The organism is Pseudomonas sp. NPDC079086, assembly GCF_044542155.1.
Taxonomy (GTDB): domain Bacteria; phylum Pseudomonadota; class Gammaproteobacteria; order Pseudomonadales; family Pseudomonadaceae; genus Aquipseudomonas.
Genome location: NZ_JBITTY010000001.1, coordinates 426,202 through 450,136, shown reverse-complemented (window position 1 = coordinate 450,136; position 23,935 = coordinate 426,202). Strand labels below are relative to the sequence as shown.

The following is a 23,935-nucleotide window of genomic DNA, read 5'->3' as shown; positions in this document are numbered from 1 at the left end:
TTGGTCAATCAAAGAGGGCTGTATGAATCACGACCCGCACAACAGTATCGCCAGTGCGCTGACCCATTCCTCGACCCTGCGTCGCCTGCTGTACGAGGCGCTGGCTGAGAGGGGGCTGGACCCGACCGACACCTATCGCCAGGCCTACCAGGGCACCGTGCTAGCGCCGCCGCTACTCAATGCCCGTGAAGACCACGACAATGCGCCGCGCTTTTGGCAAGCGCTGGAAGCTATCAGCGGTGATGCCGATATCGGTCTGCACTTGGGCGAAACCATGCAGCCACGGCCGATGGATGTGGTTGGTTACCTGCTACTGGCTAGCCGCGATCTAGGCCAGGCGCTGGAAAGCTTTGTGCGCTTTCAGCACATTCTCTCCGGCGGTTTTGCTGCACGCCTGGAGCTGGAAGGCGAGCAGGCGCGGCTGATCTTCGACCTTAATTACCGTGGCGTAGGTTCGTTGCGGCAGCAGATGGAGTGCCTGGCGCTGCTGCTGCAGAAGATGCTGGCCAGCGTCAGCGACGGTGGCTTTATGCTCGACGGCGTGGATTTTCGTCACCCTGCACCGCGCCGGCTGAGTGAGCATCTTCGGCTGTTTGGCCTGCTGCCGTGTTTTGCTCAGGCGCATGATGCGCTGATCTTCCCTCGCGCCTGGCTGACCCGGCCATCACGCAGCGCCAATCCGCGGCTGTTTGCGGTGCTCTGGGCGCAGGCGGAATTGGAGTTGGCGGAGCTTGAGGAAAACCAGCTGCTCAACCGCGTGCGCTACTGGTTGGAGGTCAACCTCGGTGCGCAGCTGTGCGACTTGCCCAGCTGCGCCACTGCACTCGGTTACAGCGTTGGTGGGCTGCAGCGAGCGTTGGCCGAACAGCAGCAGAGCTTCCGTCAGCTGCACGATGAAGTCCGCCGTCTGCGTGCCCAGGTTCTGCTCGACAGCGGCCTGGCCATCCGTGAAGTAGCCCGTGCCTGCGGCTTTGCCGAGCTGTCGCCGTTCTACCGCGCCTTCAAACGCTGGCAAGGCTCGACGCCGCTGGGTTACCGCACTAACTGCTGACGCGGAAGCGCCGGCTCAGACGGCTCAACCGTTCGGCTAGCTGGCTGAGTTGTTGACCATCACGGCTGAGTTCCTGAGCGTCAGTGAGGTTCTGCTCTGCCACCTGTTGCACGCTGGTGAGGTGCTGGCTGACCTCCGCGCTGACCGCCGCCTGCTGGTGGGTGGCGGCGGCAATCAACTCATTCATTTGGGTAATAGCGCTGATGTCCTGCGCTACGGCCCCGAGTAACTCGGCAGTAGCCTGGCTGTCTTGCACGCAACTGCGCACGCTGTTGCGGCTTTGCTGCATGGCCGAGGCCGCCTGGCGACTGCCCTGTTGCAGACGGCTGATGATCTGCTGAATCTCGGCGGTAGACAGGGCGGTTTTCTGCGCCAGGTTACGCACTTCATCAGCGACCACAGCAAAGCCACGGCCCTGATCACCCGCGCGGGCCGCTTCAATGGCGGCATTGAGCGCCAGCAGGTTGGTTTGTTCGGCAATCGAACGGATCACCTCCAGTACCTTGCCGATCTGTTCAGACTGATTTGCCAGGGCCTGCACTTCGCTTTCGGTGACATCGATCTGCGCGGCCAGTTTGCCGATCTCGCTGCGCACATGGTTGACCGAGCGGCTGCCTTCGGCGGCTTGATGGTTGGCGGTTTGCGCAGCACTGGCAGCGCCATCCGCGTGGCCGGCGACTTCATCGATGGCGCTGCTCATCTGTTGCATGGCCGAGCTCATGTAAACGATTTCGCCCTGCTGGCGGTCGGCACCGCTGCGCAGATGACCGGTGGCTTGTGCCAGGTTATCGCCCATTTTTGCAGGCCCTGGGTGTCCTTGATCACTTCGCTGACCAGCTCGTCCAGGGTGTCGAGGAAGTGATTGAAGCGCTTGCTGACTTTGCCCGCTGCGTCGCTGCGGTAGCTCAAGTCGATGGCATCATCATGCTCGGTGAGTTTCTCGGCGGTTTGCATCAGCGCTGCACCTTCGACCGCCTCGGCGTGCGTTTGCAGAGCCAGGTAAATCAGAATCGCGCTTTCCAGCACGACGTAAAACGCATGTAGGAAGATGATCGGCCAGCTCCCATTCGCCACCACCATCACGCTGGCACCTTGCGATTGCAGGGCAAAGAAGCTCAAGTGGTGCACGGCAATTACCGTGGCGGCGACCACAATCGGCAACCAATCGCGGTAATACACCAAAAACGCCAACAGCACGAAAATACCGAAGTGCATCTCCAGCATGCCGCCAGCTTGGTTGATATGCAGCGCTGACATCACCATGAATGCAGCGCCTATCGCACAACGCAGTAAGCGCCGGCCGGGAATCATCTGCTGCAACAAGCTCATTACTGCCACTGTACCGCCACCCACCAGGAGCGCCTGCCCCCAGGTGCCGTGCCAGGCTGCCAGGCCAAGTGAATAGAGAAACATCAGCCAGAGCACGCCCAGCATGATCCGGTCTGCTTTGCGGTAATGCAGCTCAAGAGGGGAAGGACGGCTAGACATGGCGAAAGACTCGGAGAGTAATGTGGCGATCCTGATGAAGTATGGCAGTCATCCTTGGTAGCGCAGGGCAATGCGTCAGCTTGAAAGTTATACATTTTAGTTGCCTTGTACAGTTTTTGCTGAATTAAGTACAAGTTTTACCGAGGCGCCAGCAAGCCTTAGCTAAAGTGACGGCATCAGGCTGAGGCTGCGGGTTATGCAGGGGGCGTTAGGTACGGACTAGTTGCTCTGCCAATCGCAGAAGCAACCCACCGCCAGGGTGTTGCTGGCGTTGACCGGGCGGCCCTGTACCAGGGCGTCGAGAATGGGCTCGATAAAACTGTTGCTGGAGGTGCAGGTGGCGCCTTCGCTGTAGGGGCCAAAGTAGGCCAGCTGGCCATTGCGGTCCCAGATCGCCACGGCCGGGCTGGCGGGGATCTGCGTGCTGCCCGCCAGTTCGGTCAGCGGCTGCAGGGCGCTCAGAGTGCTGGGCAGCTGTCCTGTACTGCCGGGCTTTTGCACGGCATAAAAGCTCACGTCCTGGGGGGCAAAGCGCTCGATCAGTTCGGCCAGGTGTTGCTGATTACCGACATTGCACGGGCAGGCTGGGTCCCAGAAGTGCACCAGACGGATCGGTCCGGGGCCGGCCAGCTCGTCAGGCAGGCGCAGTTGTTCGCCGTAGAACAGCGCGGTCTGCTCGCTGAAACTGCGCAGGTAGCGTGCTTCATACCACCAGTAGGCGGCGAGCATGGCGGCGGCCCAGAGCAGAATCAGCAGGCTGGCGAGTAGGGTCTTGCGCGTGGGTCGAGTCATGGGCAGCCTTCGGCAAACAGGCGCGCAGCTTGCCATGACTGGCGCGACAGCTGAATATCCGCAACCTGATTGCATGGGCCTGGATGGCCTGTGACTAACCCGTTTAATCGATGGAAGCCCTATGCCAGCGCCGTTTCAGCCGGAAAGTCTGATTGCCAGTCTGCGACCCTTGGCCGCAGCCGTTGCCCTGTCACCGGCTGAGCAGGCTTATCGGCAGTTCTACGGGTTTAGCGACACGTGGGCGGCGCACAGCCGTATGGGCACGATTCAGGCGGCCGGCTACCAGGTCGCCGTACAGGTCTGGTGGCCAGAGCAGCCGCGCGCCACCCTGGTGCTGTTGCATGGTTACTACGACCACGTTGGCCTGTATCGCCATGTGATCGAGTGGGCGCTGGGCATGGGCTTTGCTGTGCTGAGTTTCGACCTGCCGGGGCATGGCTTGTCCAGCGGCGCGCGCGCCAGCATTGGGGATTTTGCCGAGTATCAGGCAGTGCTGCAGGCGGTGCTGGCTGAAGCCGCCGCGCTTGAACTGCCGCAGCCCTGGCACCTGTGTGGGCAGAGCACCGGTGGGGCAATCCTGATCGACTACCTGCTGAATGGCGCACCGGGCGCTGAAATCGGCGAGACCATTCTGCTGGCGCCGCTGGTGCGCCCGCGTGCCTGGGGCTGGTCGCAGTTCAGTTACCGGATCATGAAGCGCTTTGTCAGCGAGATTCCCCGGCGTTTCAGCGTCAACTCAAGCGACGCGGCGTTTATCGACTTTGTCCATCACCAGGACCCACTGCAGCCGCGCAACCTGCCGACTGCCTGGGTCGGCGCGCTCAGCCAATGGGTGCCGCGTATCGAGGCGGCACCGCGCAGTACACGCAGCCCGTTGATCATCCAAGGTGAGGCGGATCTGACCGTGGCCTGGCGGCATAACCTTAAGGTGCTGCAGGATAAGTTCGCCGCACCGCAGATTTTGCGCCTGGCCGAGGCGCGGCATCACCTGGCCAACGAGTCTGTCGAGTTGCGTCAGCGCTATTTCGAGTTTCTGAGCCAGCGCTTGAGCTAATCAAATACCGCGCGGCGCTGGGGCCAGGCTAGTGCTGCTCTGGCCAACCGCCAGGCCGCTGCGGATCGCGGCCAAAGCGGCCTGGTAGTAGCTCTTGCCGCTTTCTGACTGAGCAAAGCTGACAAATTCTTCCAGTTCCGGATCACTCAGCTCGCGGTAAACGTGGAGCAGGGTGTTATCCAGATCCGCACCGATCTGTTCCATCAGGCGCTGGCGCTGCCCATTGAGCAGGGCCTGGGCGCTGTCACCACCGAGCAGGCCGGGGAGCATCTGGCTCAGGCTGTCGGCGGCTACGCCAGCCAGGGCCAGGCTGACTTCCGCACCGGCTTCCTTGGCCGGCAGGGCCTGGGCCAGGTGGCGAATCAGCAGGCGCCGGGTGGCGCTGGCTTCACTGCGCGGCAGGCCGTTGGCATAGCGCGCCAGTTGGTCGCTGCGGGTAGCGAGCAGTTCCGCGTCGACAACCTTGCGCCCCAGTGGCGATTGGAAGAACTGCAAGGCGCTGCCCGGTTCGCCGAGGTTGTTGCGCAGGCCCTGCTGGGCGCGTTGATCCACGGCTGCGGCGGCAAAACGCTGGTTGCTGTTGTTCACCAGCGCCTGGTGCACCGCTGGCGGCAGGCTGTTGCGGTAGCGTTCCTGGGCGGCCTGCAATGCGTCGCTGAAGTGCATGCGCTGTTGCGACCAGCCGGCAGCCTGATACAGCTGCAGGTAATCGTCCGCCAGGGCCGGCAGGCTGAGCAGCAGGGTCAACAACAGTGAGGTGACGCGCATAGGAACTCCATTCAGGAAGGCGGCTATTTTCGATGGGCAGTGGGCGCTTGTCGAGGTGCAGTCGCGGCCTGCTAGAATCGTCGCCCTGCTGCATGCAGGTACTCATTCCTTGGGGCAATAATTGACAACCCTGTCTGGCGATAACCTGAGTGCGTGCCTGGCGCGCATCATCGACGACCTGGCCGAACACGGCTGGTCACTGCACCCCCTCTTTACACCCTCTACTCTGACCCTCGATCTGGCCGAAGAGTGCCATCGACGCGCTGCCGCCGGTGCGCTGGTGCCTGCCAGTGTTGGTCGCGGCACCCTGGTGGTGGTCAGCGAAGGGGTGCGCGGCGACCGCATTCAATGGCTTGAAGCTGGCCAAGACGAGGCCAGCGATCAGTACATGGCGATCATGGAAGGGCTACGCCAGGCACTTAATCAGGGGCTGTACCTGGGGCTGGAGGACTTCGAAAGCCACTTTGCCCTGTATCCGCCGGGGGCTTTTTATCTCAAGCACCTGGATCGCTTTCGCGACAATGATCGCCGCACGGTCTCGGCGGTGCTCTATCTCAATCAGGATTGGCAGGTTGAGGAGGGCGGGGCGTTGCGTCTGTATCTGCCGAATGGCGAGATACGCGATGTGCTGCCCCAGGCGGGCAGCCTGCTGGTGTTTCTCTCAGCCGATATGCCCCATGAAGTATTGCCGGCGACTCGTGATCGGCTGTCGTTGACCGGCTGGTTTCGTAGGCGCGGCGACGGGCCGCTGTAGCCCTAGCGTTAGAGCCTGTTCACGGTCTATCGAGCCTGTTTTTACGGAGCAGGGCCGACGCGCAGCAGTTGGTGAGCAGGCTCTTAGTGGCCCCAAACCTTAAAAGTCCCACGCAGATCGGTAATGTCGCGCATTTCGATGCTGCCCAGACGGCTTTCACCGACGTACATATCAGCGGCTACGCGCACACGAATGCGTTGCGCCGGGATACCGCTGGCCACCAGTTGATCATTGATGGTGGTGAGGTCGGGTAGGGTCAGCTGCAACTGCTGTTTGCCGCTGGCGTTGGTGACGATATCGATCTTCAGGGTGGGCAGGTTGACGCCAAATATCGGCAGGGTCAGCCCCAGTTGTGCGGCGCCGAAGGCAAAACTGCCGCCGGAGCCATTCGGACAGCTGGCCGGGGTGACGCAGCCGTTGTCGATTTTCACATTGCGCAGCGAGGCGTGGCCGCCATCGTCCGTCCAGCGCACCTGATTGATAGTTGCCAGCACATCGGCGCGGATGCTGATGCCGGCCTGGCCGCTGATTTCGCTCAGGCTCTGGTTATCCATCGGCAGCAGGGCGGCCTGGCTCGGCAGGGCGTAGGCCGCAAGACTGGCAGCGAGTGATAGAGCAAGGGGGCGAAGGGAGCGATGCATGTGTGCGTCCTCGACTAGAGTGCCGAGAGTCTGTGCCTGGCCTGGCCTGCGCGCCATCGGGCCGGGGCGCTTCCCGCCGAAGGATAGGCCGACGTTGTGCGCGGATGCCGTGGTCTGCGTGAAGCGCTTGGCAATCCGCGCGGTAACCCGTCCCTTTGATCGGCGGCCAGTAAGCGCAGTAACCTGGCGGTGTTACGGCGGGTGACTGAATGAGAGTGAGCAATGCAGAAGATTCTGGTGAGCCGTTGTCTGTTGGGTCAGCGCGTGCGCTATGACGGCGGCGCCCATGGCCCGTTCACGGTGCTTGAACGCTGGCAGCACGAGGGGCGAATTGTGCCGCTGTGCCCGGAAGTCGCCGGCGGCCTGCCAACGCCGCGTGCGCCGGCAGAAATTCGTGGGGGCCAGGGGGCTAAGGTGCTCGACGGGCTGCTTGCAGTCATGACTGTGGACGGGGAAGACGTGACAGCTGCCTTTGTTTCAGGTGCCGAACAGGCGCTGGCCCTGGTAGCGCAGCATGGCATTCGACTTGCGCTGCTCAAGGCACGCAGCCCTTCGTGCGGCAATCGGGAAAATTACGACGGCAGTTTCAGCGGCACCAAGGTTGCGGGTGAAGGTGTGACAGCCGCCGCTTTGCGCCGCATGGGCGTGCAGGTGTTCAGTGAAGAGGAGTTCCCCGCCGCTGAGGTTGCGCTGGCGGAGTTGGAGCGCGGCGCAAGTGGAACGATCAATACGGCCTAGGGTCGACTTCAGGGACGTTTACCTGAAGGAGTGACTATGAAAAGTTTAGTGATTGGACTCGGTCTCTGCGCAACCTTGCTCAGCGCCGTGTCGCCAGCCTGGGCAGAGATGCCGCGCAGCAGTGCACCGGCGGATGCGGCGGTGTATTTCATCGAACCAGCTGACGGCGCCACGCTAGGGCAGACATTCACCGTCAAGTTCGGCCTCAAGGGCATGGGCGTGGCACCTGCCGGTGTTGATGTGCCGCAGACCGGTCATCACCATTTGCTGATTGATCTCAAGCAGGCGCCGGCCATGGACCAGCCGTTGCCGATGACCGACAACGTGCGTCATTTCGGCAAGGGTCAGACCGAGACCGAACTGACCCTACCGCCAGGCAAGCACACCTTGCAGCTGCTGGTGGGTGACAAGAACCACATACCGTTGGATCCACCGGTGATCTCCAAGACGATCAACGTAACGGTGAAGTAGGACGTTACCGTAGGCATGAAAAAGGGAGGCCGAAGCCTCCCTTTTTCGTATCGCAGCAGCGCTTAGAACAATACGCGGCTACGGATGGTGCCGCGCACGTGTTGCAGCTTTTCCAGCGCCAGGTCGGAGTAGTCGGCGTCAACGTCGATGACTACGTAACCCACCTTGTCGTTGGTCTGCAGGAACTGGCCGGAGATGTTGATGCCGTTCTCTGCAAACACGCTGTTGATCTCGCTCATCACGCCGGGCACGTTCTCGTGGATGTGCAGCAGGCGATGCTTGCCTGGGTGAGCCGGCAGGGCCACTTCGGGGAAGTTGACCGAGGAAACCGAGGTGCCGTTGTCGCTGTACTTGACCAGCTTTTCAGCCACTTCCAGGCCGATGTTGGCCTGCGCTTCGGCAGTCGAACCACCGATATGCGGGGTCAGGATCACGCGATCCAGGCCACGCAGCGGGCTTTCGAACTCTTCATCGTTGGACTTCGGCTCGACCGGGAACACGTCGATGGCGGCGCCGATCAGGTGCTCGTCCTTGATTGCAGCGGCCAGGTGATCCAGCTCGACCACGGTGCCGCGCGCGGCGTTGATCAGGATGCCGCCCTTCTTGATGGCGCGGATTTCCTTCTCGCCGATCATCCACTGGGTGGATGGCAGCTCAGGCACGTGCAGCGACACGATGTCACACATGCCCAGCAGGTCATGCAGTTTGGCGACTTGGGTGGCGTTGCCCAGCGGCAGCTTGGTCACGGTGTCGTAGAAGAACACCTGCATGCCCATGGCTTCGGCGAGTACCGAGAGTTGGGTGCCGATCGAACCGTAGCCGACGATACCCAGCTTCTTGCCGCGGATTTCGAAGGAGTTGGCCGCCGATTTGATCCAGCCACCCCGGTGGCAGGAGGCGTTCTTCTCGGGAATGCCGCGCAGCAGCAGGATGGCCTGGGCCAGCACCAGTTCGGCCACCGAGCGGGTGTTCGAGTACGGTGCGTTGAACACAGCGATACCGCGCTCGCGGGCGGCGTCGAGGTCAACCTGGTTGGTGCCGATGCAGAAGCAACCGACGGCGACCAGGCGCTTGGCGCAGTCAAAGACCTCGGCAGTCAGCTGGGTGCGCGAACGGATACCAATAAAGTGCGCGTCGGCGATCTTTTCTTTCAGCTCGTCGTCGGAGAGTGCGCCCTTGAGGTACTCGATGTTGGTGTAACCAGCGGCCTTCAGGGTGTCCACTGCATTCTGGTGGACGCCTTCAAGAAGAAGGAACTTGATCTTGCTCTTGTCGAGAGAGGTCTTGCTCATCGGAGTACCTGTTGTCCCACAAATAGTGTCAGGGAAGAGGCCGAACGCCGCCGGCCGCAGCCCGCAGATCGGCTCGGGGGCACGATTCACGGGGGGCGTATGCTAGCATACGAGCCCCGCGAAACACCTACCCTGGCAGATGAAGCGTGCTCAGGGTGACCATGAATCGTTTGAGAGTTCCGTAGATGACCAACCCTGCGCTGATCGAAGAGCTGAAGACCCTGGTTGAGCCCGGCAAGGTGCTCACCGATGCCGATTCCCTCAATACCTACGGCAAGGACTGGACCAAGCACTTCGCCCCAGCGCCGCTGGCGATTGCCTTCCCCAAGAGCATTGAGCAGGTGCAGGCCATCGTCCGTTGGGCCAATCAGCACAAGGTCGCGCTGGTGCCGTCCGGTGGCCGTACCGGGCTGTCCGCTGGTGCCGTGGCCGCCAATGGTGAAGTGGTCGTGGCCTTCGACTACATGAACCAGATTCTCGACTTCAACGAATTCGACCGCACCGCGGTGTGTCAGCCGGGCGTGGTGACCAAGCAGTTGCAGATGTTCGCCGAGGACAAGGGCCTGTATTACCCGGTTGACTTCGCTTCGGCCGGTTCCAGCCAGATCGGCGGCAATATCGGCACCAATGCCGGTGGGATCAAAGTCATTCGCTACGGCATGACCCGTAACTGGGTCGCCGGGTTGAAGGTGGTTACCGGTACCGGCGAGCTGCTGGAACTGAACAAGGACCTGATCAAGAACGCCACCGGCTATGACATGCGCCAGTTGTTTATCGGCGCCGAAGGCACCCTGGGCTTCGTCGTCGAGGCCACCATGCGCCTGGACCGTGCGCCGAAGAACCTCACCGCCATGGTGCTCGGCACCCCAGATTTCGACTCGATCATGCCGGTGCTGCACGCCTTCCAGAACAAGCTGGACCTGACTGCCTTCGAGTTCTTCTCCGACAAGGCTCTGGCCAAGATCATGGCCCGTGGTGACGTGCCAGCGGCGTTTGAAACCGATTGCCCGTTCTACGCCCTGCTGGAATTTGAAGCCACCACCGAAGAAGTCGCCGAAGCGGCCCTCGCCACTTTCGAACATTGCGTCGAGCAGGGCTGGGTGCTGGACGGCGTGATGAGCCAGAGCGAGCAGCAGCTGCAGAACCTGTGGAAGCTGCGCGAGTACATCTCGGAAACCATCAGCCACTGGACGCCGTACAAGAACGATATTTCGGTCACTGTCTCCAAGGTGCCGGCCTTCTTGCATGACATCGACGCCATCGTCGGCGAACACTACCCGGATTTTGAAATCGTCTGGTTCGGCCACATTGGCGACGGCAACCTGCACCTGAATATCTTGAAGCCTTCGAGCCTGTCCAAGGACGAGTTCTTCGCCAAGTGCGCCACCGTCAACAAGTGGGTGTTCGAGACCGTGCAGAAGTACAACGGTTCGATCAGCGCCGAGCATGGCGTGGGCATGACCAAGCGCGATTACCTGACCTACAGCCGCTCGGAAGCCGAGATTGGCTATATGAAGGCGATCAAGGCGGTGTTTGACCCGAACGGGATTATGAACCCCGGTAAAATCTTCCCGCTCTAACGGCTTGGTGGCTGTTGATTGCGCCTTTAGTCGAAACGACAGCCCGTGAAGGTTCGTCCACCATGGGCGATCAACAATTGAGATCGTAGGGCGGGCCACCGCTCTACGCCGTCTGCTCGCACAACGAGCGGCGTCATGCATTCCCATCAGGAGTTGCTTATGAGCTACCAGCATCAGTATGTCGATGGCACCCATATCCACTTTCCCATGGGCAAGGTGGTGTGCATCGGCCGTAATTACGCCGAGCATGCCAAAGAACTGAACAACCCGGTGCCGACCGAGCCGTTACTGTTTATTAAGGCGGGTAGCTGTGTGGTGCCGCTGGATGACGGCTTTACCCTGGTCGAGGGTAAGGGTGACGTGCATTACGAGGCGGAAATCGCCGTGCTGATCGGCAAGCCGCTGTCGCGTACGCCGAATGCCGAGGAAGTGCGCGATGCCATTTCTGGCTTTGCCCCAGCGTTAGACCTGACCCTGCGCGACCTACAGGCCACGCTCAAGGCCAAGGGCTATCCTTGGGAAACAGCCAAATCCTTCGACGGTGCCTGCGTGCTGGCGCCCTTCGTGCCTAGTGATGCAGTCGAAGACCTCAGCGATATCGGTATCCGCCTGGCGATCAACGGTGAAGTGCGTCAGGACGGCAACAGCCGCGACATGCTTAATCCGATCCTGCCGATGATCCAGCACATCTGTGGCCACTTCAGCCTGCAGCCGGGTGATGTGATCCTCACCGGCACGCCAGTGGGCGTCGGCCCGCTGCACAAGGGCGATGAGCTGGTGCTCGAGTTGGTTGGCCACAGCCGCTTCGAGAGTCGCGCGCTCTAACCACGTTTCGATCCGTCAGGCTTGGTTAATGGACACCTGGAGGTGCCCGCTGGCCTGGCGGTTTACAGAAACTTAAGCGTTGCTCTCTAGTCTGATTGCCATCGTTCTTATGAGTTGTGTGCGATGTCGATCTGGATTGCTCGGCTGGTGCGTCTGCGCTTGCTGATCTTGCTGCTGTTCCTGCTCGTGATTGGTCTGCTGGTGATGAGTTATCGCCACTGGGATGACCGTCTGTCCTTCTGGGTGCAGCAGCAACAGGTGGGCGTTGCCGCACAACAGCAGAGCATCTGGCTGCCGGGTTACCGAGCGGTGCTGCAAGGCAAGCCGCTGCAAGGGCTGGAAGGTGATGAGGTGTCCGGGCTGACCTACAGCCCCGAGAGCGACACGCTCTTTACCGTAACCGGTAAGCACCCACAGTTGATCGAGCTGACTCTGGATGGTCAGGTGATGCGGCGTATCGACCTGCATGGCTTTGCCAACCCGGAAGGGGTAGAGATGCTCTCTAACGGGCGTCTGGCGATCATCGATGAGCGCAAGCGCACCCTGACCACCTTCAAGCTCGGCGCTCTGACACGCAGCCTGGAATTTGCCGATCTCGCGTCTTTCGATCTGGGTTTTGCCGATGCCGGCAACAAGGGGTTCGAGGGTATCGCCTGGGATTCGCGTAACGAGCGTGTACTGCTGGGCAAGGAGCGTGGCCCGCTTGGGCTGTTCAGCCTGCCGTTTCCCGGAGAGGACGGCGCCGCTGGGGCCTTGCAGCCAGTTGCTTCCGGGCATCTGTTTCTGCGTGATATTTCCTCACTGACCTACGACGCCCGCACCGGGCATGCCCTGGTGCTCTCGGATGAATCGCGGCTGCTCTTGGAGGTCGACGAGCAGGGCGAGCCAGTCAGCTTTATTAGCCTGTCTGGTGGTATGAATGGCCTGACTCGTGGCATTGCTCAGGCTGAAGGGGTCACCATGGATGCCGCGGGCAATATCTATATCGTCAGCGAGCCCAACCTGTTTTACGTCCTGCGCAAGGAACCGGTGGCTGAACAGCCCGCTGATGCGGATTAAGCTTGGCTTAAGCGCGGATTAAGCCTGGTTTCAGCTACGCCCTCTAGTCTGGCCCCATCACCAACTGACTAGAAGGTTATCCCATGAAACGCTTCACCTTGGCTCTGCTACTGGCTCCACTGTTCTCCACTGCCGCGATGGCCACGGGTTACACCGGCCCCGGCGCAGCGACTCAGGTCACCACGGTGGCCGCTGCACTGGATGCCGCCGATGACACCCCGGCGGTGTTGCAAGGGCAGATCGTCAAGCGTCTGCAGGATGAGCTCTATGAGTTCAAGGACGCCAGCGGCACCATCAATGTCGAGATCGACGATGAACACTGGCCTGCCCAAGCCATTTCTGAAACAGCTGTGGTCAAAATCAGCGGTGAAGTCGACCGCGACCTGACCAGCCGCGAAATCGATGTCGAGTACCTCGAACTGGTCAAGTAAACCGCCCCAACCTGTGTCCACCTCTGCCCGAAGCTTTGCTTCGGGCAGAGGTCGTTGCGTCGTCCGTTACTGTTTGCGAGTAAGTTGCCATGCGAGACCACTTCACCCTGAAGCGCCTGTTTTTGAGCCTTGTTGGACTCGCGTTACTGCTGCTTGGGCTGTTCGCGCAGGAGTACCGTCTGTTTGAGCGGGCCTGGTTCAATGTGCAGCAGTGGCAACAACCGGGCAAAGGTCAGCAGGCGTCCATGCTGTTATCGGATTACCAGGTGGATATCGAAGCCAAGGTAATTGAAGGGCTCAGTGATGATGTTTCGGCGCTGACTTACGACCCGGACCGCAACAGCCTGTTTACCGTAACCAATCAGAAGGCGCAGCTGATCGAGCTGTCACTGGATGGCGAGTTGCTGCGGCGTATCGACCTGCATGGTTTTGGTGATGCCGAGGCGGTCGAGTACATCAGTCAGGGCCTGTATGTGATCACCGATGAGCGTCAGCAGCGCCTGATCAAGGTGCGGGTGGATGGCAGCACCACAGCGTTACATGCCGATCAGGCGCAGCAACTGTCGTTAGGCATCGGCCTGAATGGCAACAAAGGCTTTGAGGGGTTGGCTTACGACTCGGTTGGGCAGCGCCTGTTTGTCGCCAAGGAGCGCGACCCGGTGCGCATCTACGAGATCCACGGCTTCCCTCAACGTGACCCGCAGCGCCCTTTCGCCGTGCACGTGGTGGATGACCAGCAGCGCGACGCCGGCTTGTTTGTGCGTGATCTGTCCAGTCTGCAATTCGATGAACGTACGGGGCATCTGTTGGCGCTGTCCGATGAGTCGCGGCTGGTGCTGGAGTTGAACGTCGAGGGCAAGCCGATCAGCAGCCTGTCACTGCTGGGTGGGCGCAATGGCCTGACCCGCAGCGTGCCCCAGGGCGAGGGCATCGCCATGGATAACCAGGGTGTGCTCTATCTGGTTAGCGAGCCCAATCTGTTCTATCGCTTCAAGAAACCAGGCGGCTAGGCCGTGACGTGAACGCAGCGATCGTCGGCTGCAGCAGGCGCGCGGTTTTCCACTCAAACCCCAGGGTCAGGCCGATGGCTGCACAGGCGAGGCCGCCGGCCAGCCCCCACCACACACCCTCGGCGCCCCAGCCCAGGGGGAATGCCAGCACCCAGGCCAGTGGTGCGCCCACCACCCAGTAGCAGCACAGGCCGACCCAGAAGGTGGTCTTGGCGTCCTTGAGGCCGCGAATCGCACCCATGGCGATGGTCTGGATGCCATCGAAAAACTCGAACCAGGCAGCAATCGCCAGCAGTGCCACGGCCAGGCTCACCACCTCGGTATAGGCGCTGTCGCTGTGGTCGAGAAACAGCCCAACCACCCAGTGCGGCGCCAGCCAGAACAGGCAGGCAAACCCGAGCATGCACAGCGCGCCCAGCCCCAGGCCCAGGCGTCCGGCTTGGCGCGCTTGCATTAGGCGGCCGGCACCAAAGTGCTGGCCGATACGGAAGGTCACTGCGTAGGAAATCCCCACCGGCACCATAAACGCCACGTACACCGACATGATCGCGATCTGGTGCGCCGCCAGCTGCGTGCTGCCCAGCGCGCCCATGCACAGTGCGGCAAAGGCAAACAGCCCGGACTCCACTGCATAGGTGCCGCCAATCGGCAGGCCCAGGCGCAGCAGTTCTTTCAGCTCGGCCCACACCGGCCTCAGCAGCCCGCGCCACAACGGATAAGGGCTGTAGGCGCTGTGGTGCAGAACATGCCAGGCCAGCAGCAGTGCCATGATATTCATCACCACGGCAGTCACCAGGCCGATCCCGGCCAGGCCCAGTGACGGCAAGCCGAACCAGCCCTTGATCAAGGCATAGTTGAGGATGAAGTTGGCCAGTGCCCCGCCAATGCTGATAGCCATCACCGGGCCTGGCCGGCCGATGGCGCTGGTAAAACCGCGCAGCGCCATAAAACTCATGTATCCGGGCAGGGCAAATACCAGGGTTGAGAGAAACTGCATACCGCCGCTGACGTTCTCCGGCTTCTGGCCGAAATACAGCAGCGCCGGGCCCAGGTTCCACAGCGCCAGGCCGGCCAGTAGCGCTAAGCCCCAGCCGAGCCAAAGGCCGTTCTGCGTCAGTCGGGTAACCCCTGCGGCATCTTGCGCGCCATGACGGATCGCCACCAGGTTGCCGACCGAGGCAATCACCCCGACACAGAAGATTGAGATAAAGGAATAACTGGCCGCCCCCAGCCCTCCGGCCGCCAGAGTTGCGGGGCCGAGCAGGCCCATCATTACCGTGTCGGTAAACACCATCAGCACATGCGCCAGTTGTGCAGCAATCAGCGGTCCGGCAAGTTTCAGAATGGCGCGCAGTTCGCCACGAAGCGGATGCAGCATGATGAGTTCTACTCAGTTAGAAGGCTTGCTCGGGTGATCCGTGCAGGCAGAGAATGCGCCTATTCTCATGAGCCAGCCGCAGTAGCGCAAAAGGATAAAAGCGATGATAGTCATGACTATTACTCATGGATTGCAGCAGTGAGCCAGCGTTTGCCGCCGCTTTATGCCCTGCGTGCCTTCGAGGCGGCGGCGCGGCACAGCTCCTTTACCCGCGCCGGCGAAGAGCTCGCAATCACCCAGAGTGCGGTCAGCCGGCATGTGCGCACCCTGGAAGAACACTTCGCTTGCCGTCTGTTCGAGCGCCGGGGCCGCAGCCTGCAGCTCACCGAAACCGCGCGCATGCTGCTGCCGGGGCTGCGCGATGGTTTTGAGGCGCTGGAGCGCGCCTGCAATACCCTGCGCGTCGACGACACGGTGCTGCGCCTGAAGGCCCCGTCGACCCTAACCATGCGCTGGTTGCTGGCGCGCCTGTCGCGCTATCGCCTGAGCAGTGCCAGCGAAGTGCAGCTGACCAGCGCCTGGATGGATGTGGACAAGGTGGACTTTCTGCATGAGCCGTTCGACTGCGCGGTGCTGCTCAGCCAGGGCGACTTCCCGGAGGAATGGGAGAGCACCGAGCTGTTCGCCGAGTGGCTGATTCCGGTCTGCGCCCCTGAAGCCTTGGGCGAACAACCCTGGGACCTGCCGCGTCTGCAGTCCGCCGAACTGCTACATCCCACGCCAGACCGCCGCGACTGGCGGCAGTGGCTGCAGGCTATGGGCCTGGCGGATCAGGTGCCGCTCAAGGGCGGCCAAGTGTTCGATACCCTGGAGCTGGGCATGGTGGCGGCGGCGCGCGGCTATGGCGTGTCGATTGGTGATCTGGTGATGGTTGCCGAGGATGTCGCCCAAGGCCGGCTCGGTCTGCCCTGGCCCTGCGCGGTGCCCAGTGGTTGCAGTTACTACCTGGTCTGGCCCAAGGCGCGTCGAGGCCAGGAGCGTTTTCGCCGCTTGCGCGATTATCTGGTGGCGGATGTGGCAGCGATGCAGCTGCCTGTGGTCGAGCGGGTAGGCAATCGGGCGCGCTAGCACTGCCGTGCATAAGGCGTAAAAAATATTGGACTATCGTTTGCCGGCTTTCTCAGATTAATGCTGTTAAAACAATTACTTACTTCGTTGGTTGGCCTGAGTCGCCTGCTGCTTGCGGTCTGATTTCTTAACAATGTGAGCGTATTTGTTTGACATATTTTACGGCTTTGGCAGACTGGCTTCCGGGTTGTGACTGCCAGATGAGCGTTTCTGGCGCATCTGATGCCGCTGCGGCGGGCATCTAGACAGGCGCAATCAGTCGTAAAACAGAAGGCGCGCGACAGCCGTCAGCCCTTCTGCACAACAACGGTAGCCAATCCGGGCTGCCCCAAGGTGATGTATGTCCAACAACAATACGAAACAGCGCTCCGGCGCGCGTAAACCGGTTGTCCTGATGTCCATGGGCGCTCAAGAGCGCAAAGGGCATGCCTATCAAGTCATGACCCACAAATACATTTCTCCTCTGGTCGAATTGTCTGGCTGTGTGCCACTGCTGGCGCCTAGCTGCTGCGGCCCCGACGATATTGATCAATACCTGTCGATGGTCGACGGCGTGTACCTGACGGGTGCTGGCAGCAACATCGACCCGGCCCTCTACGGCCAGGAAAACCTGACTCCGAGCAAGGGGCAGGATCAAGACCGTGATTTGTTCGATATCCCGCTTATTCGCGCTGCACTGGCCCGTGGTCTGCCGCTGTTCGCGATCTGCCGTGGCATGCAGGAAATCAACGTGGCCCTGGGCGGCAATATTCACCAGAAGGTTTACGAAGTCCCGGGCATGAATGACCACCGTGAAGACAGCAGTGCGCCGGTTGATGTGCAATATGCCGACAGCCACAGCGTGCGTGCGCTGCCCGGCAGCTGGTTTGCCGAGCTGATGGGCGAGGCCGAGTTTCCGGTCAACTCGCTGCACGGTCAGGCAGTTGATCAACTGGGCGAGGGTGTCGAAGCCCTGGCTCATGCTGAAGACGGTTTGATCGAAGCGATTCACCTGCCAGGTGCCGAGCAGTTCACCTTGGCGGTGCAATGGCACCCAGAGTGGCAGGCAGCGCAGAACCCGCACTCGGTGAAAATCTTCAAGGCATTTGGCGATGCATGCCGTGAACGTGCAGCGCAGCGCGATCAGTAAGCGCCCTAGGCTATAAAAGAAGCCCCGCATGCGGGGCTTCTTTATGGGCGTTATTCAGGCGCCGCTCATGCTGGGGCGGTACTGCAAGGCTTCACCCAGATGGCTGCGGCTGATATGTGCGGCGCTGTCTAAATCGGCCAGGGTGCGCGCCACCTTTAATACCCGGTGCGCCGCACGCAGGCTCAGGCCAAGGCGTTCGCAGGCATTTTCCAGCCATTGGCGGTCTTCGCCTTGCAGGCTGCAATGCTGTTGCACGCCGTTAAGATCCAGATGGGCATTGGCGCAGCCCTGGCGAGCCAGTTGCTGCTGGCGCGCCTGTACGACTTGGGCGGCCAATTCAGTGCTGTTTGGGCCGGGTTCGGCGTTGGCGTCAAGCCGGGTGGTTTCCCGCGGCACACTGAGGTGCAAGTCGATACGGTCGAGCAGCGGGCCGGAGAGTTTACCGCGGTAGCGCTGGATCTGCTCGGTGGAACAGCGGCAGCGCCCGGACGGGTCGCCCAGGTGTCCGCAGGGGCAGGGATTCATTGCCGCCACCAGTTGAAAGCGTGCGGGAAAGCGCACCTTGTCGCGGGCCCGGGCAATCACGATCTGCCCGCTTTCGAATGGTAGGGGGTTATTCCACACAATTTTTAGCAATGGATTTTTGCTCCTGATTGGACTGAGAATGGCACTTTGCCAACAGGAGGTTGTATGGGATTTCTATCAAAGGCTGGGAGCATTGCGTTCGGGATCGCCGTTTTTCTAGGACTGCTGGCTTTACCGTTCTTATTTTTTGCAGGTATAACCAGAGCTTACGAACAAATAATCCCGCCGTTAATATCAATAGGATGGATATGCATAGGCTTGATTTTGTTTGTCCTTTTGCCGCTTTCAATATTTAAAAGTCTTAGAATTTTTACTGGGACAACGATATACATATTTTCATATGTGTTCGGTCTCCTGAGCTTTCTCATTAGCCTTTTGACTACATGGTTCCTATGGGGTGGATTCTGGGCGATTCTTGGCATGGTATTACTTGGGGGAGCAGTAGTGCCATTTGCATTGTTAGCCAGTGCTTTCAAAGGCATGTGGACTTTGTTCTTTATAGTCGTTGGTCTTTTGGTTATTACTTGGGGTGCTCGTATCATTGGAATGTTAATTGCTGAAAGCGGTTCAAATCATAAGCATAGGTAAGCAAGGTCATTTTGAGAGATATTGGGGATGCTGGCTATGGCCCCTCTATCCTGCGTTAATGTAAAAATTCTATCGTTTTGGCATCAAAGAAGGGAGGTTCTGCTTATGAGAAAATGGATATATGAAAAATCATTAGCAGTATGCTTAGGGGCATTGGCACTTTATATTTTAATATGGTGCACAGTTTCTTATATTGGTGTTCAGGTGACTTACGTAATGGGGCCAATTATTTTAATATCTGGCCTTATGGCGTATTTTTGTTCGCCCTCCGAGCAGAAAACTAACAGGGAGTGAGAGATGAAAGCATTAAAGTTAATGCCGGTACTTGCCGGCTTGTTATTAAGCGGGTGTGCTACTCAAAAACCACCGCTTGCAGATAATCAATACACTGCATTCGCTACCCAGTTGATTAGTATCATGAAATGTGTCAACAGTGGTTATATGCCGCCAGACGTTGGGGCTCGCGGTCAACAATATTCAATGGCAAATTTGAATACTTGGCAATTTGACCAGAACTACTTTATGAGCCGAGCACAACAGATAGGTAATTCGGTCAATCCATCGCAAGGCGACTGTAATATGTTAGCGATGAACATTGTGCAGACGAAAAATCAGGTTGACGCCCAAAATCAGCAGGCTGCACAGGAAGCACAAGCATGGCAGAACCTGCAAAATCAGCAACAACAAAATAAAACCACTTACTGCAATAAAATCGGGACGCAAACTATTTGTAACTCTTACTAATTTAGACCGAAGAGCTATGCGAGTTTATGAAAGTCTCGCATAGTTCACAAGTCAGGCGGCAAGGTCGATTTTTGTGCTTGAACTTGTTCAAGTATAACAATTGAGCACATATAGATTTTCAAAGTGAAGTTTTTGCTAAATCAAAAACAAGTGTTTTACAACCACAAATCTCATCTTCGCACTGCGAGCATTAAAATACTTTTTTCAAAAAAAATCTAAAAATTCTTTCACAACTTTATGTCAAATTATTGATAATTTGATTTTTCTAACCATCAAATAATGGCTTATATGCGGCAAAAAAATCTGTCAATAGCAAATCGAAAATATATTTATAGTCCGACCTTATTCGGATTTACGGGTCAACCTTGTTTGACTTTTTCTTAATTGAGTTTTGCAACTAACCACCAGATTAAAAATCATCGATATACTTAAAAATCGCTCCCAGTTTAATTTCACCTAAAAACGTGGGGGGTGGGCCACCTCTAAGAATGAAAATTTTCAAACCCTGCCACTCGATTTGAAAATAAAACACAATTTATAAAAACGACCATAAAACTCATTATTTCAGTTGATTGATATTAGGGCAGCGGAAAACGATTACCCTCTCTAAAAACGTCTTTTACGTGAGTTTGTATTTTAAGAGCATTTCTCTGCTTTTCTTAAAGCGAAGCTACCAGATGCTTTTGACTTTATTCCCAGTTCAACCCGATAGGGCAAGGGACTTTGATTTTGATTTCAATCTTCAAAGTGTTAGACATCCGGCAGCAAACCACTGAAAAACTGCGTTTTATGATTTGTTTCGCTTCGCTTCTCAAATCTGCGAACTTCGTTCGCCTTTCCCAGATGGTTTTAGCCCCGGATGGGGCGTGCTCTGCTGAACTCAAAAAATGAGATTTGAAATCAATAAAGGTATTTTAAAGTAATTAGTAGTATTTAAAGGTATTTAAGAGGTCTGTTTTTCATTGACGTTAAGCCAAAACCTAACCCCATATACCCCCCGTTCTATGCAGATACACCCCTCGTTCTATGTGGATATACCCCTCGTTCTATGCAGACGCACCCCTCGTTCTATGTAACATTATAGTAATACACCCCTCGTCATATGTAACATTATAGTAATAAACCCCCCGTAGTTCTGTTGACTTATCAAAAATCCATGCTCTAATGTTCTCATATAAACAATAAAAGGAGCACCAATGGAGCTAATATTTAACCAGTTTGAAACCAACAAAAAGATTTTTGCACAAGATGGGTATATGACTTTTGCAAAGTCAATCCTCCACCTCCCTATATTTCAGTCTGTAAAGAACTCAAAAAATCCAAGAACAATACTAAAAATTGAAAGACTTTACGCGTTTGAAGATATTGAAATGGATTTTATTCCATTATCTGTTGATTTTGATTTTGATGTTTTCTATTACATTCTGCAAATGAAATTGAAATCGGACAAGCTAACATTTACTATAAATATGAAGAAGTTCATGAGGTTTCATAAAATTCACCCAAGCAATAAAAAGGTCTACATAGAAAAATTAAGAAAAACCTTGAAGAACATGATGAAGTTCTATCTTGAGTTTAGACATGGCTCAACCACTTACAAATGCCACTTATTGAATAACGTTATAGAAGACGCAAATGATAGAGAAAATACAGTAATTACATTTAATAGAGAGTTTGAGAATTTCTACAAACACGATACCGACTTGATATTCAATTTTAAGTTTGATGAGTTTAAAGAAATTAATGGGGATTATGCAAAAGCACTCTACATGTTTTATTTGACAAATAGATATAGTGATACAGTGAATTTCAACGTTATTGATTTGATGAAGAGATTAAATGTCGAAACACACAACAGAAGTAAGGTAATAGAACGAATAAATAAGGCACACGACGAACTAATTAGCATTAATTTTTTGAAAGCTGTGGAACCAATAAAAGAAGGCAGAGAGCTAACTGGCTATAAGGTCGAATTTAAGAAAAGAAGAGAGAAGCCACTGCCTGAGCCAAAAGAAAAAGAAATAAACATCACTGATGACTTATCGTTATGCGATGAAGAACTTCCTTTTTAATTGAGTTATGTAATACAAAAAAAGCCCATAGGGCTTTATTTTTTATCCGGGTGGATTTGTATCTCTGGCTTAAATCTTGTGTTGTATTTCATTGATTTTTTAAACTCGCTATCAAGGTCGTTGGCTAGCTTTGGACTTCTCTCTTTTATCTCGTCGTGAACCTTATATAGTTCTTGCCTTAAATGGTATTGTGCTCGTTCAACGGCAGGTTTTAAATGAACATAGTCGCGGTGTGTTGCATCCCATTTTCTATGACCTGCAATGTCATTACTGCTGTTACCAATAAAGTGTTTTCTTGCGATGCGGCTCACTATATCTGCCATCTCATCACATAGTTCGTTGGTGTCATAAGTGGAATAGTCGCCATCAATCTTGTGATTTTCAGGCTCTGGAAGCGGCTCTGGGGCAATCGGTGTGTAAAGGTCACTCGCGATAGGCTCATCTGGTTTAGGTGTCTCTATGGCTTTCGTAGGAGCTTCTGCGACAGGTATAGGGTTGGATGGCTCAAACGCTTTCATCAAGTCATCAATCAAATCATCATTGGTAGGTGCAACCTGTTCTTGTTCAACCTGCTTTGTAGGCTCTGCTGGCTTCTCTGGTGTGGTTTGAACAGGTGTAGGTATGACGGGTGGAGCAATGACAGGCTCAACTGATTTAGGCTCTTCTACGGCTTTCTTGGCCTTCCATTTTTGAGCTTGTAATTCATAGTCGGATTTTCTTTGTTCAAGCTCTTTCAAGTCTTGTTGAGTCGGTTTATATCCTGACAATGTGAAGCCTTTGTCTTCAAGGTTCATCATTTTAAACTCCATCCACATTTTCTTTTTTGCGTAGTCTGGGCCATGAACATATAACGGCCCCGGCTTCTTCATGTCAGTTGTTAGGCGTTGAAGCCCAGCTTTTATACTGTCCCTTGATAAGTCTTGAAATGTAACTTTTGAAGGGTCTTTATGGTATTCAAAAGCCTTCTGGCTGGTAGAGTTTTTAAAGAAGTGCTCCACATTGTTGCCGGATTCTTGATGTGTAAATTTCTTTTCAAGGACGGTTTTGTATTTATTCTTTTTAAGAAACTCAACATCTTCATTTGTAGAAAGGTTTAATTCCTCATTGTATCTAGGAGCTTTCTTTGAATAATGCTCCATCAACTCACTGAATTGATGCTGCTCTTGAAGCTTGTTTTTTAGTTTCGAGTGTTGAATACCTAACTCACTGGCCTTGAATACTTGGCCTTCTTTCTCTAATGAATAGGCGTTTTGTCCATTTGGGATAATGTCAAAGCCTTGCTTGTGAAGGTTGGCAAGGAAAGCAGTTGTTGTGAGTGCGTCTTTAATAGCAGTTTCAATTTCTTCTTTGAATACTTTCTTGTGGGATTTTATACCTCTAATTTCAAGAGCCTTTTCCTTGTAGCTCTCTGGTGCTTTTGTCTCTAAATCAGGGTTCAAAGATTTTCTGTTAGTGACTCGAAATAGTCCGTGTTTCTTTTCGAGTTCGGTTAGCTTCTGTTCTATGAAGAGATAATCATCAACCTGATTATATATTTTATTATCGAAGTCTCTGGGTGCCCAAATAAAGTGAACGTGGATTTGTTTAGTATCTGCATGAACAGCAAAAGCGTGCTCACGGTTTAAGCCGTGAGTATCTGAATAAAGTTCTTTTGCTATGGCAAGGGCTTGTTCGGGTGTGATTTTATCGGATGGGTCAAAAGATACCATTTCGTGAAAGCTGGTATTTTTCTGTTTTCCTTTACAAGATTTGTCAATTTTCTTCGCTAAGAACTCAATGAACTCTTGCGTCGTTCCGGTTTGAAGTCTGTTGCTATCTATGAGAATAGATTTTTTTAAACCATACCCGAGTGTGTTCTGTGTCTCTCCTTTACTTTTCTGCGTGCTGAGTTTCTTCCTTATCATATTGTCCTTATTTTGTTAGTTCGATTTTTTGCGTATTCTGTTCAATCACCAAATAATATTTATCAAATGCTTTTTTAGCTTTCTCGAAAACCGATATATTCTCATTTGCCATATTGGCTTTTCCAGAGTTTATTGCGGCAGCTATTTGATTTAAATTATTGCCAAGCATTCTCAAATTTGCTTCTTGCTGTTCCATGTATCGAACAAACTCATCATTCCTAATTTCTATAATCTTGCAGCCGTTTAATGCTAGCTGTTCAATATACTTTGCTTGGCTAATATCTAGACGTTTCGCATTTTCTACAATCTGTTCTTTTGCTTCTGCTGAAATCCTAATATTGAATTGCTCACCATTTCTTTTTTTCTTACTCATAGTTATCCTCGTGGTTGGTTTGTGTTTTTCTGGAATGACCGAAGGCATTGCAGCTACCTGATTTTGCTTTTATATTTTCAAACGAAGTGCAGAAAATCGAGTAGGGAAGTAAGTGAAAAATGTCGAAGACTTTTGAACGG

General features: G+C 55.6%; 24 protein-coding genes and 1 pseudogene. 15 read left to right on the top strand and 10 right to left on the bottom strand.

Going from position 1 to position 23,935, the window contains the following annotated elements; translation table 11 throughout:
- Positions 1-22 precede the first annotated feature (22 nt).
- On the top strand, positions 23-1,051 hold the full coding sequence (locus ACIGEK_RS02235; RefSeq protein WP_397491750.1) for an AraC family transcriptional regulator: 1,029 nt from the start codon (positions 23-25) through the stop codon (positions 1,049-1,051).
- Here ACIGEK_RS02235 and ACIGEK_RS02230 read toward each other — a convergent pair.
- The 3 genes from ACIGEK_RS02230 to ACIGEK_RS02220 form a co-directional block, all read right to left on the bottom strand.
- Complete coding sequence (locus ACIGEK_RS02230; RefSeq protein ID WP_397493065.1) at positions 1,041-1,751, bottom strand: methyl-accepting chemotaxis protein; 711 nt, start codon at positions 1,749-1,751, stop codon at positions 1,041-1,043. The genes ACIGEK_RS02235 and ACIGEK_RS02230 overlap by 11 nt on opposite strands.
- 17 nt (positions 1,752-1,768) lie before the next feature.
- Positions 1,769-2,539, bottom strand: a complete 771-nt coding sequence (locus ACIGEK_RS02225) for a hypothetical protein (protein ID WP_397491749.1) — start codon at positions 2,537-2,539, stop codon at positions 1,769-1,771.
- Positions 2,540-2,758: 219 nt separating this feature from the next.
- A complete protein-coding gene (locus ACIGEK_RS02220; protein WP_397491748.1) occupies positions 2,759-3,367 on the bottom strand; it encodes a DUF6436 domain-containing protein in 609 nt (202 codons plus the stop codon).
- An 85-nt stretch (positions 3,368-3,452) separates the two neighbouring features.
- Between ACIGEK_RS02220 and ACIGEK_RS02215 the strand changes: the two genes are divergently transcribed.
- A complete protein-coding gene (locus ACIGEK_RS02215; RefSeq protein WP_397491747.1) occupies positions 3,453-4,385 on the top strand; it encodes an alpha/beta hydrolase in 933 nt (310 codons plus the stop codon).
- Here ACIGEK_RS02215 and ACIGEK_RS02210 read toward each other — a convergent pair whose 3' ends face one another.
- Complete coding sequence (locus ACIGEK_RS02210; RefSeq protein ID WP_397491746.1) at positions 4,386-5,153, bottom strand: hypothetical protein; 768 nt, start codon at positions 5,151-5,153, stop codon at positions 4,386-4,388.
- Between the two features lie 121 nt (positions 5,154-5,274).
- Here ACIGEK_RS02210 and ACIGEK_RS02205 point away from each other — a divergent pair, with 121 nt between their 5' ends.
- The gene (locus ACIGEK_RS02205) at positions 5,275-5,907 is read left to right on the top strand and encodes a 2OG-Fe(II) oxygenase (protein WP_397491745.1); all 633 of its coding nucleotides are present in this window, start codon (positions 5,275-5,277) and stop codon (positions 5,905-5,907) included.
- Between the two features lie 83 nt (positions 5,908-5,990).
- Here ACIGEK_RS02205 and ACIGEK_RS02200 read toward each other — a convergent pair whose 3' ends face one another.
- On the bottom strand, positions 5,991-6,548 hold the full coding sequence (locus tag ACIGEK_RS02200; RefSeq protein WP_397491744.1) for a DUF6160 family protein: 558 nt from the start codon (positions 6,546-6,548) through the stop codon (positions 5,991-5,993).
- A gap of 222 nt (positions 6,549-6,770) precedes the next feature.
- On the opposite strand from ACIGEK_RS02200, the gene ACIGEK_RS02195 reads away from it, so the two are divergent.
- A complete protein-coding gene (locus tag ACIGEK_RS02195) occupies positions 6,771-7,286 on the top strand; it encodes a DUF523 domain-containing protein (protein WP_397491743.1) in 516 nt (171 codons plus the stop codon).
- A 36-nt stretch (positions 7,287-7,322) separates the two neighbouring features.
- Positions 7,323-7,757, top strand: coding sequence for a DUF4399 domain-containing protein (locus tag ACIGEK_RS02190; RefSeq protein ID WP_397491742.1), 435 nt, complete (start codon positions 7,323-7,325; stop codon positions 7,755-7,757).
- Between the two features lie 62 nt (positions 7,758-7,819).
- Here ACIGEK_RS02190 and serA read toward each other — a convergent pair whose 3' ends face one another.
- Complete coding sequence (gene serA, locus ACIGEK_RS02185) at positions 7,820-9,049, bottom strand: phosphoglycerate dehydrogenase (protein WP_397491741.1); 1,230 nt, start codon at positions 9,047-9,049, stop codon at positions 7,820-7,822.
- 185 nt (positions 9,050-9,234) lie between these two features.
- On the opposite strand from serA, the gene ACIGEK_RS02180 reads away from it, so the two are divergent.
- From ACIGEK_RS02180 to ACIGEK_RS02160, 5 genes are all read left to right on the top strand, one after another.
- Positions 9,235-10,629 carry an FAD-binding oxidoreductase gene (locus ACIGEK_RS02180; protein ID WP_397491740.1) on the top strand — a complete coding sequence of 465 codons (1,395 nt, stop codon included), beginning with the start codon at positions 9,235-9,237 and terminating at the stop codon, positions 10,627-10,629.
- 159 nt (positions 10,630-10,788) lie between these two features.
- Positions 10,789-11,454 (top strand): fumarylacetoacetate hydrolase family protein, encoded by a 666-nt coding sequence (locus ACIGEK_RS02175; RefSeq protein WP_397491739.1) that lies wholly within the window; start codon positions 10,789-10,791, stop codon positions 11,452-11,454.
- Between the two features lie 123 nt (positions 11,455-11,577).
- Entirely contained in the window at positions 11,578-12,513 is a 936-nt protein-coding gene (locus tag ACIGEK_RS02170) for an SdiA-regulated domain-containing protein (RefSeq protein WP_397491738.1), read from the top strand.
- 83 nt (positions 12,514-12,596) lie between these two features.
- A complete protein-coding gene (locus ACIGEK_RS02165; RefSeq protein WP_397491737.1) occupies positions 12,597-12,944 on the top strand; it encodes a YgiW/YdeI family stress tolerance OB fold protein in 348 nt (115 codons plus the stop codon).
- Positions 12,945-13,033: 89 nt separating this feature from the next.
- Entirely contained in the window at positions 13,034-13,954 is a 921-nt protein-coding gene (locus ACIGEK_RS02160) for an SdiA-regulated domain-containing protein (RefSeq protein ID WP_397491736.1), read from the top strand.
- On the opposite strand, the gene ACIGEK_RS02155 is transcribed toward ACIGEK_RS02160, so the two are convergent.
- Positions 13,935-15,332, bottom strand: a complete 1,398-nt coding sequence (locus ACIGEK_RS02155) for a NorM family multidrug efflux MATE transporter (protein ID WP_397491735.1) — start codon at positions 15,330-15,332, stop codon at positions 13,935-13,937. The genes ACIGEK_RS02160 and ACIGEK_RS02155 overlap by 20 nt on opposite strands.
- Before the next feature lie 138 nt (positions 15,333-15,470).
- On the opposite strand from ACIGEK_RS02155, the gene ACIGEK_RS02150 reads away from it, so the two are divergent.
- A complete protein-coding gene (locus ACIGEK_RS02150) occupies positions 15,471-16,400 on the top strand; it encodes a LysR substrate-binding domain-containing protein (protein WP_397491734.1) in 930 nt (309 codons plus the stop codon).
- A 340-nt stretch (positions 16,401-16,740) separates the two neighbouring features.
- Positions 16,741-17,529: a gamma-glutamyl-gamma-aminobutyrate hydrolase family protein gene (locus ACIGEK_RS02145; protein WP_397491733.1), complete on the top strand. Its 789-nt coding sequence runs from the start codon at positions 16,741-16,743 to the stop codon at positions 17,527-17,529.
- 54 nt (positions 17,530-17,583) lie between these two features.
- Here the strand turns inward: ACIGEK_RS02145 and ACIGEK_RS02140 are convergent.
- Positions 17,584-18,135 (bottom strand): annotated as a pseudogene (locus tag ACIGEK_RS02140) (ATP-binding protein); the annotation flags it as partial.
- A gap of 84 nt (positions 18,136-18,219) precedes the next feature.
- Here ACIGEK_RS02140 and ACIGEK_RS02135 point away from each other — a divergent pair.
- From ACIGEK_RS02135 to ACIGEK_RS02125, 3 genes are all read left to right on the top strand, one after another.
- The gene (locus ACIGEK_RS02135) at positions 18,220-18,702 is read left to right on the top strand and encodes a hypothetical protein (protein WP_397491732.1); all 483 of its coding nucleotides are present in this window, start codon (positions 18,220-18,222) and stop codon (positions 18,700-18,702) included.
- A gap of 297 nt (positions 18,703-18,999) precedes the next feature.
- Positions 19,000-19,446, top strand: coding sequence for a hypothetical protein (locus ACIGEK_RS02130; protein ID WP_397491731.1), 447 nt, complete (start codon positions 19,000-19,002; stop codon positions 19,444-19,446).
- 1,196 nt (positions 19,447-20,642) lie between these two features.
- On the top strand, positions 20,643-21,518 hold the full coding sequence (locus ACIGEK_RS02125; protein WP_397491730.1) for a replication initiation protein: 876 nt from the start codon (positions 20,643-20,645) through the stop codon (positions 21,516-21,518).
- 35 nt (positions 21,519-21,553) lie between these two features.
- Here the strand turns inward: ACIGEK_RS02125 and ACIGEK_RS02120 are convergent, their stop codons facing one another.
- A complete protein-coding gene (locus tag ACIGEK_RS02120) occupies positions 21,554-23,422 on the bottom strand; it encodes a relaxase/mobilization nuclease domain-containing protein (protein ID WP_397491729.1) in 1,869 nt (622 codons plus the stop codon).
- A gap of 7 nt (positions 23,423-23,429) precedes the next feature.
- On the bottom strand, positions 23,430-23,795 hold the full coding sequence (locus tag ACIGEK_RS02115; protein WP_397491728.1) for a plasmid mobilization protein: 366 nt from the start codon (positions 23,793-23,795) through the stop codon (positions 23,430-23,432).
- Positions 23,796-23,935: the final 140 nt, after the last annotated feature.